Genomic DNA, 13639 nt, shown 5'->3' on the forward strand with positions numbered 1-13639 from the left:
CCATGACGCACGCTTTCACCCTGGATTCGGATCTGCGCGCCGTGCCCTGCATGCTGATGCGGGGCGGCACCTCGCGCGGCCCGTTCTTCCTCGCCAGCGACCTGCCGGCCGACATCGCCGCGCGCAACCGCGCCCTGCTGGCCGCCATGGGCAGCCCCGACCCGCGCCAGATCGACGGCTTGGGCGGCGCACATCCGCTGACCAGCAAGGCCGGCATCGTCACGCGCGGCAAGCCCGGCCAGGCCGACCTCGATTTCACGTTCGCCCAGTTGCAGCCGGCCAACGACACCGTGGACACCACGCCGAACTGCGGCAACATGCTCGCGGCGGTGCTCCCGTTCGCGCTGGAGAGCGGCCTGCTGGCCGCCGAAGGCGACGTGACCCGCGCGCGTGTGCTGACGCGCAACACCGGCATGCTGTGCGACATCACCATGCAGACGCCCGGCCGCAGGCCGCGCTATGCCGGCGACGCCCATATCGATGGTGTGCCGGGCACCGCCGCGCCCATCGTGATCGACTTCCTCGACACGGCCGGCTCGGTGTGCAGCGCGCTGCTGCCCACCGGCAACGCCATCGACACCCTCGCCATCCGCGACCCGCAGACCGGCGAGCCGCTTCGCGTGGCCGCCACGCTGATCGACAACGGCATGCCGATGGTGCTGCTGCGCGCCGCCGATCTCCAGCGCACCGCCTACGAGTCCGTTGCCGAACTGAACGCCGACAGCGCGCTCAAGGCGGTGATCGAGGCGCTGCGGCTGGTGGCCGGCGAGATGATGGGCCTGGGGGACGTGTCGGCCAAGAGCTATCCGAAGATGTGCCTGATCGCGCCACCGCGCGACGCCGCCGCGAGCATCGCCACGCGCTGCTTTATCCCCCGCGTCTGCCACGAGGCGATTGGCGTGCTGGCCGCGATCACTGTCGGCACCGCCTGCGTGCTGCCGGGCACCGTCGCGGCGGGCGTAGCCGTGCTGCGCGGCGCCGGGCCGGTCCACACCATCAGCGTGGCGCACCCGACCGGCGAATTCACCGTAGAACTCGAGACCGACCCGGCACGCCCGGGGTCGATCGTCAGAAGCGCGCTGGTGCGTACCGCGCGTCCCATCATGCGCGGCGAGGTGTTGATTCCCGCCAGCGCGTGGCCCCTCCCCTGACTGGATTCCTGACTGGACCTGTAACGCATGATCATCGACTGCCACGGCCATTTCACCACGGCACCCAAAGCCCTCGAAGCCTGGCGCCAGCGCCAGATCGCCAGCCTGACCGCGCCGGCGCTGGCGCCCTCGCCGGACGCCCTGCACATCAGCGACGACGAACTGGCCGAGGCCATCGCCCAGAATCAGCTGCGGCTGATGCGCGAGCGCGGCTTGGACCTGACGATCTTCTCCCCGCGCGCCTCGTTCATGGCGCACCACATCGGTACCTTCGAGACCAGCGCCACCTGGGCGGCCATCTGCAACACGCTCTGTTACCGGGTCAGCCAGCTGTTTCCCGATCACTTCGTCGGCGCGGCCATGCTGCCGCAGTCGCCGGGCGTGGACATCGCCACCTGCATTCCCGAGCTGGAACGCTGCGTGCGCGACTACAACTTCGTCGGCGTGAACCTGAACCCGGATCCCTCGGGCGGCCACTGGACCTCGCCGCCGCTGTCGGACCCGTACTGGTTCCCGATCTACGAGAAGCTGGTCGAGTACGACCTGCCGGCGATGATCCACGTCAGCACGAGCTGCAACGCCTGCTTCCACACCACCGGCGCGCACTACCTCAACGCCGACACCACGGCCTTCATGCAGGTGCTGACCAGCGACCTGTTCCGGCGCTTCCCGACCCTGAAGTTCGTGATTCCGCACGGCGGCGGCGCGGTGCCCTACCACTGGGGGCGCTTCCGGGGGCTGGCGCAGGAGATGAAGCTGCCACCGCTGCGCGAGCACCTGCTCAACAACGTGTTCTTCGATACCTGCGTCTACCACCAGCCCGGCATCGACCTGCTGACGCGGGTGATGCCGGTCGAGAACGTGCTGTTTGCCTCCGAGATGATCGGCGCCGTGCGCGGCATCGATCCGGAGACCGGCCACTACTACGACGACACGCGCCGCTACATCGACCAGGCCGCGCTGACCGACGCCGAGCGCCAGCTGATCTACGAAGGCAACGCGCGGCGGGTCTACGGGCGGCTGGATGCCCAACTCAAGGCCAAAGAGCAGGCCAGGGAGCAGCGCACGGCCAGCTAGAACGATCTTTCACACGAGCCTTAAAAAAACCATAAGGAGGAGATGCATGAAACTGGGAAAACTGGGAAAACTGGGAAAACGAGGAACGGCGGCAGCGGCGCTTGCGCTGGCGGCCGGCGTGCCGGCGGTGACGAGTGCACAATCCGTCACCTTGTACGGGGTGGTCGACACCGGGGTCGAGTACATCAACCACGTCGGCGCGGCCGGCAACTCCGTCGTCAAGATGGCCAACCTGAGCGGCACGGTGCCGTCCCGCTGGGGCCTGCGCGGCACGGAGGACCTCGGCAGCGGCATGAAGGCCAACTTCGTGCTGGAGTCCGGCTTCGCGCCGGACAGCGGCACCTCCAACCAGGGCGGCCGCCTGTTCGGCCGGCAGGCGTGGGTGGGTCTCTCCAGCAACTGGGGGCAGGTCAGCTTCGGCCGCCAGTACACCATGCTGTTCTGGGCCACGCTGGACTCGGACATCCTCGGACCGAACGCCTACGGCTCCAGCTCGCTCGACAACTACCTCCCCAACACGCGCGCCGATAATTCGATCGCCTACAAGGGCAAGTTCGGCGGCTTCACGGTGGGCGCCACCTACAGTTTCGGGCGCGATACGGTGAACGCCGGCCCGAGCCCCTCCGGCGCCAACTGCGCCGGCGAGAACGCGGCGGACAGCAAGGCGTGCCGCGAATGGTCGGCGCTGCTGATGTACGAGACCAACTGGTGGTCGGTGCACGCCGCATACGATTCCCTGCGCGGCGGCCCCGGCGCCTTTGCCGGGCTGACCTCGAGCGGCCTCAAGGACGACCGCCTCTCGCTAGGCGGCTACATGCTGGTCGGCAAGGCCAAGGCCGGCCTCGGCTGGATCGGCCGCCGCAACGAGGCGCTGGCCGCCCTGCGCAGCAACCTGTTCTACGCGGGCGTGGCGTACGACATCGCACCGGCCGTCACGCTGGCGGCGGAGGGCTACTATCTCCAGTACCGCCACAGTAACGACAAGGCCTGGCTGGGCGCGCTGCGCGCCAGTTACGCGTTCTCCAAGCGCACGTCCGTCTATGCCACGGGCGGCTATATCGACAATCATGGTTCGCTGTCGCTGTCCGTCGACAGCGCGTCTACCGGGGCCAACCCGGTGGCGGGCGGCAACCAGCTCGGGGCAATGGTGGGGGTCAAGCACACATTCTGATGTGCAAGAGCGGTAGCAAATAGCAGCGACAGTGGTAGCGGCATGCGGGCCCCGCCCCCTTGGGCGGGGTGCCGTAGCCTGGTCCAGGCCAAAGTGCAGCAAAAAGCCAATGAATACTTTGGCGGGCCGATGTGACTGTTTTCGCGGAGGATGACGCACTGGTTGTACCTGCCGGATCGCTGGTCTAGACTGCACTCGGCGGCCTGTCAGGAGACCAACGATGCTGCCTACGCCCCTCTCGGAACGGATGCTCTCCCGCGGCATGCTCGACGTGCTGATACGGGCCGGCCTGATCGCCGTGCTCTCGGTGTTCTGCTTCCGGATCTTCTACCCCTTCCTCGACCTCGTCCTGTGGTCGGTCATCCTCGCCATCACGATCTATCCGCTACACGTCCGGCTACGCGCCCGCATGGGCAACCGCAGCGGCCGTGCGGCCACGCTCATCGTCCTGCTCTCGCTGGCGTTGATCATGGTGCCGGCCTACCTGCTCGGGATCGCGCTGCTCCAGTCAGCGGAGGAGGCCATGAACGCCGTGCGCGGCGGCAACATGCGCATTCCGCAGCCGCCGGACTTCGTGGCCGGCTGGCCGCTGATCGGTCAGCGCCTGCACGATGTCTGGATGCAGGCCGCCACCGACATGACCAGCCTGGTGCAGAAGTTCCTGCCCGAGTTGCGCGACACGAGCCTGCTGCTGCTGGGCAAGCTGGCCGGGCTGGGTGTGGCCATGCTGGTGTTCATCTTCGCGCTGATCATTGCCGGCGTGATCATGGCCTATGGCGAGACAGGACACCGCAGCTCGGAGCAGATCGCCTCGCGCATCTTCGGGGTTGACCGCGGGCCGCGCATCGCCGCGCTGTGCACCGCCACCATCCGCGCCGTGGCGCAGGGCGTGGTGGGCATCGCCTTCATCCAGATGCTGCTGATCGGCATCGGCTTCATCATGAAGGGCGTGCCGGGCGCCGGGGTGCTGGCGCTGGTGGTGCTGCTCCTGGGCATCATGCAGCTGCCGGCCACGCTGATCACCCTGCCCGTGATCGCCTACGTGCTCTACAAGGAAGGGCCGAACGTGGCGACCATTACCTTCGCGATCTACGAGTTCATCGCCGGGCTGGCCGACAACGTGCTCAAGCCACTGATGCTCGGGCGTGGCGTGGATGTGCCGATGCCCGTGGTGCTGATCGGCGCCCTGGGCGGCATGGTCACCGGAGGCGTCATCGGCCTGTTCATCGGCCCCGTGATGCTATCCGTGGGCTATCGGCTGTTCTGGCTGTGGGTGGAAGAGCCGCCCGTGGCCAGCGAGCCCGTGGCCATCGAGGTGGTGTCCGGCGCGCCCCTGCCCGGCGCACCTGGCACACCCACCGTTGCCCCCGTAGAGATCCCGCGGGCCTGACGCGGACGTGCGCGTCCATGCCCGGCCCGCTCCGCACAAGGCATCTGGTGCTGCTTGGCGTCTGTTGCGTGCACGGCTGCGCGCGGCTGGGCGCCGACATGACGCCGCAGCGCGAGGACTGGACCGCGACTTGGCGCAGCGAGGCCATCGACACGGTCACGGAAACCGGCGCGCAGCCTGACCTCCGCGAGTGGTGGCAGGTCTTTGCCGACCCGGCGCTCGAACGGCTTATGGCCGAGGCCGATGCCCACAATGCCGGGCTTCAGATTGCCGGCCTGCGCGTGCTGGAGGCGCGCGCCCAGCTTGGCATCGCGCAGGCTGGCCGCTTTCCGCAGGTGCAGCAGGTGGGCGCCGACGTGCTGTACACGGACCGCCGCCAGTCCGGCGGCCGAAATCCCGCCAACAGCCGCTTCTGGCAGTACAGCGCCAACTTCGATATCGGCTGGGAACTGGACTTCTGGGGACGCTTCGCGCGCGCCATCGAGTCCGCCGATGCCGCCTACTTCGCCGCGCAGGCCAATCGTGACGATGTGCTGGTCCTGCTCCACGCGCAGATGGCCGAGACCTACTACGCGCTGCGCACGGCCGAAGCGCGCCTGCGCATCGCGCGGGACAACGCGGCGCTGCAGCATCGCAGCTTCGAGATCACCGAGAAGCTGTTCCGCAGCGGCCAGACCGACGAACTGGACCTGCAGCAGGCGCGCACCCAGTACCTCGGCACCCTGAGCACCATCCCCGAATTCGAAGGCCAGATCCTGCGCACGCGCAACGCGCTGGCCGTGCTGATCGGCCGCCCGCCCGGCACGCTGCCGAACCTGCCGGAGCTGGCCGCGCATGAGGGCGAACTGCCGCTGATCGGCCGTGCCGTGCTGCAGGACGTGCCCGCCAACCTGCTGCTGCGCCGGCCCGACGTGCGCGCCGCCGAATGGCAGATCGCCGCGCAGTCGGCGCTGATCGGCGTGGCGCTGGCGGATCTCTATCCGTCGCTGACGCTGATCGGCAGCATCGGCTGGTCCGCCAGCACGCTCGGCGGCACGCCCAACAACTTCACGCTGCTGGGTGGGCCGAGCCTGCGCTGGAACGTATTCGACTACGGACGCATCCGCAACAACGTGCGGATGCAGGACGCGCGGCTCCAGCAACTGATCGTGGCCTACCAGGAGAGCGTGCGGCAGGCCGCGCGCGAGGCCGACGACGCGGCGAGCGGGCTGATCAAGGCGTTCGAGCGGGACGTGATCCTGCGCGATGCGGCCATTTCGGCGCGGCGCTCGCTGACGCTGGCCAATGCGCTGTACCGCGAGGGCTATTCCGATTTCCAGCGCGTGCTTGACGCGCAGCGCGCGCTGTCGGCCCAGCAGGACACCTATCTGGTCAACCGCGGCAGCGCCGTGTCGAACCTGATCGCGCTGTACAAGGCGCTCGGCGGCGGCTGGCACACGGACCAGATGCTCGTGGACGCCGCCACGCGCACCCAGATGCAGCAGCGCACCGACTGGGGCGTGCTGCTCGACGAACCGCGCCGCGTACCCACCGGTGCCGCCCCATGACAGACACCACGCAGGCCCCACCCCCGCCGACCTCGCCAACCGCTCCGCCTCCGCCCGCCGATCCGGCGCGCAAGGGCATCCGCTGGGTCGTCGTGCTGATCGTGATCAGCCTGGTCTGGTACCTGCTCGCCGACCGGCTCACTCCCTACACCCAGCAGGCGCGGATCCAGGCGTTCATCGTGCCGGTGGCCTCGGAGGTGTCCGGCCGCGTCACGCGCGTGCATGTGCGCAACAACCAGGACGTGCAGGCCGGCGCCATGCTGTTCGAGGTGGACCCGGGGCAATATCGGATTGCCGTGGACCGCGCCCGTGCGGACCTGGAGGCCACGCGCCGGCAGATCGGGGCCAGCACGGCCGGCATCGAATCGGCGCGCGCCTCGCTGCGCGCCGCGCAGGCGCTGGAGGTCAAGGCGCGGCAGGACAGCGACCGGCTCGAACGGCTCTATCGGGAGGACGCCGGCACCATCTCGCTGCGCCGGCTCGAAATCGCCCGTGCCGATCTGGAACAGGCCACCAGCAAGGTGGCGGCGTCCCGCGCCGAGGTGCAGCGCGCCATCGAGCAGGAAGGCGGCAGCGCGGAAGACAACGCCAAGCTGCGCAGCGCGGCGGGCGCGGTGGAGAAGGCCGAACTCGACCTGTCGAACACCCAGGTGCGCGCGCGTTCCGCCGGGCTGGTGACGGACCTGCGCACCGATACCGGCCAGTTCGCCGCCGCCGGCAACCCGGTGATGACGCTGATCACGATCCACGACATCTGGGTCACGGCCGAGATGACCGAGAACAACCTCGGCCATGTGCAGCCCGGCACGCCGGTGTCCGTGGTGCTCGACGCCCTGCCGGGGCGCATCTTCGAAGGCCGCGTGCGCAGCGTCGGCTATGGCGTCAGTGTCGGGCAGCCCGCCCCGCCCGGCACCCTGCCCACGGTGCAGAACAGCCGCGACTGGCTGCGTCCGGCGCAGCGCTTCCCGGTGGTCATCGAACTGGATACGGCCGAGCTGCGTGGACTGACCGGCATCCGCATCGGCGGCCAGGCCGAAGTCATGGCCTTCCCCACGCAGGGCAATCCGCTCAATCCGCTGGGCCGCGCGTTCCTCTACGTGATGAGCTGGCTGTCCTACATCTATTGATCGCCCACGCGCCGCCATGCCTCTCGCCCGCCCACCCCGGCAGCAACGTCCCATCCGGCTGGCGTTCGGCACGGCGCTGTGCATGGCGATCAGCTTCGGGCTGGCGCTGCCCGTGCCGATGCTCGCGCCCGTGCTGTGCGCCTTCCTGCTGGCGATGGTCAACCAGCCGCTGTCCTGGAAGGCCGGCGTGGCGCTGACGCTACTGGTCATGCTGACCACCGGCGTGGGCCTGCTGCTGATTCCCCTGTTGCAGTACGCGCCGTTCAGCGGCGTGCTGGTGGTCGCGCTGGGGCTGTTCGTCACCTTCCGCTATGGCCTGCGCGGCGGGAGCAACCTCGTGGGGACCTTCCTCGCCGTCGGCCTCACCTTGATTCCCTCCGCCGGCGTATTCGAGTTCAGCCTGGCGCTGGAGGTGGTCAGCGCGCTGGCCAAGGGCATGCTGATGGCGGTGGCGGTGCTGGCGCTCTGCCACTGGCTGTTTCCGGAGGCCGGCGGCGCGGCGGCGCCCAAGCCCGCTGCGCTGCCCGAACTACAGGCCACGTGGATTGCCCTGCGCGCCGCGCTGGTGGTGATGCCCGCGTTCCTGCTGGCACTGACCGATCCGTCTGGCTATACCCCGGTGCTGATGAAGGCCGTGAGCCTGGGCCGGCAGACCTGCACGACCACCGCGCGCGACGCCGGGCGCGAACTGCTCGGCTCCACGCTGCTCGGCGGCGTGCTGGCCATCCTGTTCTGGTGCGCGCTGAGCCTGTTCGTGCACCTGTGGATGCTCTTCCTGTGGATGCTGCTGTTCGCGCTGCTGCTGGCGCGCAAGCTCTACCGGCTCAGCCCCACGCGGCTGACGCCAGGGTTCTGGCTCAACACCCTCGTGACGCTGATCATCCTGCTGGGCCAGTCGATCCAGGACAGCGCCGCCGGCAAGGACGTCTACACGGCCTTTGCCGTGCGGATGGCGCTGTTCATCGGCATCACGCTCTATGCCTGGCTGATGGTCTACTGGCTCGAACGCAGCCGCTGGGCGCAGGCCGAGGCGCACCCCTCCGCCACGCCGCCACCCGGGTAAACACGGGCGATCTGGCACCCGGACTTGCGAGCCATTTAGTTATACTCCATAACAATTTCGGCATCGCAGATAACGGCCACCGGCGCGCCACGCCCGGACAAAGGGCCGGACAAAAGGCCGCGGAGGAGACCATGAAGACCCCGAAGATCGCCATCGCCGGCGGCGGCATTGGCGGGCTGACGCTCGCCTTGCTCTGCCATCGGCACGGCATGGATGTGGAAGTCTGGGAAGCCAGCGAGCAGATCCGCCCGCTTGGCGTCGGCATCAACCTGCTGCCGCATGCGGTGCGGGAACTCGCCGCGCTGGGGCTGCAGGACGCGCTGGCCGAGATCGCCATCGAGACATCCTCCCTTTCCTACTACAACAAGCTCGGGCAGCAGATCTGGCACGAGCCGCGCGGCATGGCCGCTGGCTATGCCTGGCCGCAGTTCTCGGTGCATCGCGGGCAGTTCCAGATGTTGCTGTACGAGACGGCGGTGCAGCGGCTGGGCGCGGACCGGGTCCATACCGGCCATGCGATCGAATCCATCGCCTCGGTGGGCGGCGGCAAGGCGGGCGAGCGCGCGCGCTTCGTGCTGCGGCGCCGCAGCGACGGCGCCACCGTCGAGGCCGACGCCGACGTGCTGGTGGGCGCCGACGGCATCCACTCGGCCGTGCGCCGGCACTTCTATCCGACCGGCGACGCACCGCGCTTCTCCCGCCGCCTGCTCTGGCGCGCCACCACCGAGGCCGCGCCCTACCTCGACGGCCGTTCGATGTTCATGGCCGGCCATCAGGACCAGAAGTTCGTCGCCTATCCGATCTCCGCACCGCTGCACCGGCAGGGCCGCTCGCTGATCAACTGGATTGCCGAGCTGCGCGTGCCGGACAGCTACCCGGACGAGCCGCCGCGCAGCGACTGGAACCGCGAGGTGGACAAATCCGTGTTCCGCGACGCCTTTGCCGACTGGCGCTGGGACTGGATCGACATTCCCGCGCTGATCGACGGCGCGCCGGCCATCTACGAGTTCCCGATGGTGGACAAGGACTGCCTGCCGCGCTGGACCTTCGGCCGCGTGACGCTGCTGGGTGATGCGGCGCATCCGATGTACCCGATCGGCTCCAACGGCAGCGCCCAGGCGATTGTCGATGCCCGCTACCTGACCGACTGCCTGCTCGGCCACGCCGACCTGGACTACGCGCTGCGCGAGTACGAGGCGGAACGGCTGCCGCGCACCGCCGGCATCGTGCTGCGCAACCGGATGAACGGCCCCGAGCAGGTCATGCAGATGGCCGAGGAGCGCGCGCCGCAGGGGTTTTCCCAGATCGATGCGGTGATTCCGCGCGCCGAGCTGGAGGCCATCGCCCAGCGCTACAAGAACCTGGCCGGCTTCGGCCAGCAGCAACTCCAGGCCGACGCCCCGCGCGCCTGAGATCTCATAACAACACAATAGGGAGACAACATGAAGCCGCAATCCATTCGATTCACCCTGCCGGCCCTGCTGCTGGCCGCCGGCCTCGCCCATGCCGAGGTCACCGTCGGCGTCAGCATTTCCTCGACCGGCCCGTCCGCCTCGCTCGGCATTCCGCAGAAGAACACCATGCCGTTCCTGCCCGAGACCATCGGCGGCGAGAAGATCCGCTACATCCTCATGGACGACGCCTCGGACCCCACGCAGGGCACCAAGGTGGCGCGGCGCTTTGTGACCGAGGACAAGGTCGACATCATCCTCGGCTCGTCGTCGGTGGCGCCGTCCATCGCTATCTCGGAAGTGGCGGACGAAAGCCAGACCGTGCAGCTCGCCTTCTCGCCCATCGAACTGAAGCCCGGGCGTGGCGCGTGGACCTACCGGCTGGCCCAGCCCGTGAAACTGATGGCCGACGCAGTGGCCGCCCGGGCGCAGGCCAATGGCGTCAAGAGCGTCGCCTTTATCGGCTTTGCCGACGCCTACGGCGAAACGTGGCTCAAGGAGTTCACCAGCGCCGCGTCGGCCAAGGGCATCCGCATCCTGGCCACCGAGCGCTACGCGCGCTCCGACACCAGCGTGACCGCCCAGGTGCTCAAGATGATGGCTGCCAAGCCTGACGCGATGCTGATTGCCGGCGCCGGCACCGGCGCGGCGCTGCCGCACACCACGCTACGCGAGCGCGGCTACACCGGCCCGGTCTACCAGACGCACGGCGCGGCCACGCGCGACCTGATCCGCATCGGCGGCAAGGCTGTCAACGGGGCGATCCTGCCGGCGGGGCCGGTGATCGTGGCCGAGCAGCTGCCGGCGGACAGCGCGCCGCGCAAACCGGGCCTCGACTACGTCACGCGCTACGAGAAGCAGTACGGGCCGGAAACCCGCACGCAGTTCGGCGCCCATCCGTATGACGCGGGGCTGGTGCTGCAGCGCATCGTGCCAGTGGCGCTCAAGCACGCCAAGCCGGGCACGCCCGAGTTCCGCAAGGCGCTGCGCGACGCCCTGGAAAGCGAGCGCGACATCGTCGTCTCCCACGGCGTACTGAACTACACGGCGCAGGACCATTTCGGCTTCGACAATCGCGGCCGGGTGATGCTGACCATCGACAACGGCAACTGGAAGCTGCTGAAATGACGCTCGCCCTGCCCACGCCGGCGCTGGAACTAGTGGCGGACTTCGAGATCGCCGTGGCACCCGCCACGGACCTCGGCGCGGGGCCGCTCGGCCAGCGCCGCGTGATCCCGATCCTGTCCGGCACGGCGTCCGGGCCGTTGCTCAATGGCCGCATCCTGCCCGGCGGCGCGGACTTCCAGCTGATTCGCCACGGCAGCGGCGACGGCTGGAGCACGGCCGACATCGAGGCGCGCTATGTGCTGGAAACTGACGACGGCGCACTGATCTATATCGTCAACGCCGGCGTGCGCAGCGGCACGGAGGCCGATATCGCCCAGCTCAACGCGGGCGGCACGGTGGACCCGTCCCGCCTCTATTTCCGCACCGCACCACGCTTCGAGACCGCCGCATCCGCCTACCTCTGGCTGATGCGCCACACCTTCGTGGCCACCGGGGCGCGCTACCCGGACCGCGTGGTGCTGCGCTATTTCGTCGTGCGCTGACGATGGCGGCAACAGGTAAGACGAGGACGACGCGCGAGCCGCTGGCGCCGGATCCGGCCCTCGGCGAGGGCGCAGACGGCGAGGGGCACTTCAACCCCCATCTGCCTGACGTGGACTACGGCGTGCTGGACACGCTGACCGGCTACGCCATCCGCCGCGCGCAGATCCGCATCTACGAGGATTTCGTCCGCTCTCTTGCCGCGTGGCAGATCACGCCGCCGCGTTTCTCGGCGTTGCAGATCATCGCGCGGAATCCTGGCGTGCGGCTGACGGACCTCGCGCGCATCCTCGGCATCGCCCGCTCCGGGGCGGTGATGCTGTTCGATGCGCTCGAAGCCATGCAGCTGGTCGCGCGCGAGCCTTCGCCCACGGACCGGCGTGCGTACGCGCTGGCGCTGACGGCCACGGGCCGCCAGACGCTGGCCGCCGTGACCGAGGCGGTCTGCGACCACGACGCCCGCATCGGCGCGCAGCTCTCCGAGGCAGAGCGGCAGACGCTGCTGCGCCTGCTGGACAAGCTGGCGCCGGGCGAACCCTAGCCGTCTTACGTGGCCGCGATGGCCCCGACAGCCGCCGCCAGCATCAGCATCAACGCCGCCGCGCGCTTGCGCGTGATGGCGCCGGTGACCTGGCCCCTGGCGCGCAGGCGGCGCAGCAGCCGCCCATCGAGATTGATCCGCGCCAGCAAGCGCGTGGCCAGGCGCAGGCCGACAGGCACCTCGCGCCGGCAGATCGCCACCTTGCGTACGTACTGGTCTACCTCCCAGTACCACGTGGTATGCGCCGGAAAGTATCCAATCGAGCCAGCCCGCAGCGTGTGGGTGCGTCCGTGGGCATCCGTCACGCGGGTCTCGCCTTCGAGGATGTAGACGATCTCGTCGAGCGCGTAGTGCCACTCGAAGGCGCCTTGTGTGCAGTCCCACACAGAGGTCCAGGCAAGTTCATCCGCCGCGGTCGAATGCTCGCTGTAGTGCGTCACGGGTTGGCCGCTGCGCACCCAGCCGGGCTGGATCTCGCAGGGCTTCATCGGGAGGGCACTGGCCTTGCTGAAGGCCCCGGTTTCGCGAATGGATGCAGGTGCCTGGTCAGCTCCGTGGGCCGCCATATGCTCGTCTTTCATCGGCAATCATTCCTGTTTGAGGTTGCTGACCGACGAAAGATAAGCCAGCGTGACACCCGCGCTCCGTGCGGGGCCGCACCATCGGTGACATTTGGAACAACAGTTTGGAACGGGGGTCCGAATCCGGCGAGCGCGGCGCCCGCCGGTGGCTTAAGGTATGCGGATGCGGACATCTTCCTACCAGCACGATCCGGCGCAGCGCGTGAGCGCGCTCGACTGGGACGCCATCACGCAAGACCTCGACGCGCAGGGCTGCGCAACCATCCCCGGCCTGCTCACACCCGCCGAGTGCGACGCGCTGGCCACGCGCTACGGCGACGACGCCCTGTACCGGTCGCACATCGTCATGGGCCGGCACGGCTTCGGGCGGGGCGAGTACAAGTACTTCCGCTACCCGCTGCCGCCGCTGGTCGAAGGGCTGCGCACGGCGCTCTATCCGCATCTGGTGCCCGTAGCCAACCGCTGGCACGCGGCCATGGGCATCGAACGGCAATTTCCGCCCGAGCACGCCGCCTTCCTCGACGCGTGCCACCGCGCCGGCCAGCGCCGGCCCACGCCGCTGCTGCTGGCCTATGGCGAGGGGGACTACAACTGCCTGCACCAGGACCTGTACGGCGCACAGGTGTTCCCGCTCCAGGTGGCGATCCTGCTGTCGGCGCCCGGCACCGGCTTCACCGGCGGCGAGTTCGTGATGACGGAGCAGCGCCCGCGCATGCAGTCGCGCGCGGAAGTGGTGGCGCTGGCGCAGGGCGACGCGGTGGTCTTCGCGGTCAGCCAGCGGCCCGTGCAGGGCACGCGCGGGCCCTACAGGGTGAACATGCGTCACGGCGTGAGCCGCCTGCGCTCGGGCATGCGCCACACGCTCGGCATCATCTTCCACGACGCCGAGTGACCGGCGGCGGCGCTACAATGCCCGCTTTCCCGACCCAACC

General features: G+C 69.0%; 13 protein-coding genes. 12 read left to right on the top strand and 1 reads right to left on the bottom strand.

The window, feature by feature from the left end:
• Positions 1-2: 2 nt before the first annotated feature.
• From AC1DP9_RS10090 to AC1DP9_RS10140, 11 genes are all read left to right on the top strand, one after another.
• Positions 3-1151, top strand: coding sequence for a 4-oxalomesaconate tautomerase (locus AC1DP9_RS10090; RefSeq protein WP_477107250.1), 1149 nt, complete (start codon positions 3-5; stop codon positions 1149-1151).
• Between the two features lie 27 nt (positions 1152-1178).
• On the top strand, positions 1179-2228 hold the full coding sequence (locus AC1DP9_RS10095; RefSeq protein ID WP_092294604.1) for an amidohydrolase family protein: 1050 nt from the start codon (positions 1179-1181) through the stop codon (positions 2226-2228).
• Positions 2229-2274: 46 nt separating this feature from the next.
• Positions 2275-3399: a porin gene (locus AC1DP9_RS10100; RefSeq protein ID WP_477107251.1), complete on the top strand. Its 1125-nt coding sequence runs from the start codon at positions 2275-2277 to the stop codon at positions 3397-3399.
• Positions 3400-3619: 220 nt separating this feature from the next.
• On the top strand, positions 3620-4789 hold the full coding sequence (locus tag AC1DP9_RS10105) for an AI-2E family transporter (protein ID WP_477107252.1): 1170 nt from the start codon (positions 3620-3622) through the stop codon (positions 4787-4789).
• Positions 4790-4806: 17 nt separating this feature from the next.
• Positions 4807-6336, top strand: a complete 1530-nt coding sequence (locus AC1DP9_RS10110; RefSeq protein ID WP_477107253.1) for an efflux transporter outer membrane subunit — start codon at positions 4807-4809, stop codon at positions 6334-6336.
• Entirely contained in the window at positions 6333-7463 is a 1131-nt protein-coding gene (locus AC1DP9_RS10115; protein ID WP_092294596.1) for an HlyD family secretion protein, read from the top strand. Before AC1DP9_RS10110 ends, AC1DP9_RS10115 begins: the two co-directional genes overlap by 4 nt.
• Positions 7464-7479: 16 nt before the next feature.
• Positions 7480-8526 (top strand): DUF2955 domain-containing protein, encoded by a 1047-nt coding sequence (locus AC1DP9_RS10120; protein WP_477107254.1) that lies wholly within the window; start codon positions 7480-7482, stop codon positions 8524-8526.
• Positions 8527-8657: 131 nt separating this feature from the next.
• Positions 8658-9938: a flavin-dependent oxidoreductase gene (locus tag AC1DP9_RS10125; RefSeq protein WP_441592821.1), complete on the top strand. Its 1281-nt coding sequence runs from the start codon at positions 8658-8660 to the stop codon at positions 9936-9938.
• A 30-nt stretch (positions 9939-9968) separates the two neighbouring features.
• Positions 9969-11105: an ABC transporter substrate-binding protein gene (locus AC1DP9_RS10130; RefSeq protein ID WP_477107255.1), complete on the top strand. Its 1137-nt coding sequence runs from the start codon at positions 9969-9971 to the stop codon at positions 11103-11105.
• A complete protein-coding gene (locus AC1DP9_RS10135) occupies positions 11102-11587 on the top strand; it encodes a DUF3237 domain-containing protein (RefSeq protein WP_477107256.1) in 486 nt (161 codons plus the stop codon). The genes AC1DP9_RS10130 and AC1DP9_RS10135 overlap by 4 nt, the downstream gene beginning before the upstream one ends.
• A 2-nt stretch (positions 11588-11589) precedes the next feature.
• Positions 11590-12126 carry a MarR family winged helix-turn-helix transcriptional regulator gene (locus AC1DP9_RS10140; RefSeq protein ID WP_454757977.1) on the top strand — a complete coding sequence of 179 codons (537 nt, stop codon included), beginning with the start codon at positions 11590-11592 and terminating at the stop codon, positions 12124-12126.
• Between the two features lie 5 nt (positions 12127-12131).
• Here the strand turns inward: AC1DP9_RS10140 and AC1DP9_RS10145 are convergent, their stop codons facing one another.
• Complete coding sequence (locus AC1DP9_RS10145; protein WP_255370811.1) at positions 12132-12707, bottom strand: cupin domain-containing protein; 576 nt, start codon at positions 12705-12707, stop codon at positions 12132-12134.
• A 163-nt stretch (positions 12708-12870) separates the two neighbouring features.
• Here AC1DP9_RS10145 and AC1DP9_RS10150 point away from each other — a divergent pair, with 163 nt between their 5' ends.
• Complete coding sequence (locus tag AC1DP9_RS10150; RefSeq protein ID WP_477107257.1) at positions 12871-13599, top strand: 2OG-Fe(II) oxygenase; 729 nt, start codon at positions 12871-12873, stop codon at positions 13597-13599.
• Positions 13600-13639: the final 40 nt, after the last annotated feature.

It is taken from the genome of Cupriavidus sp. 01L43 (genome assembly GCF_056399925.1).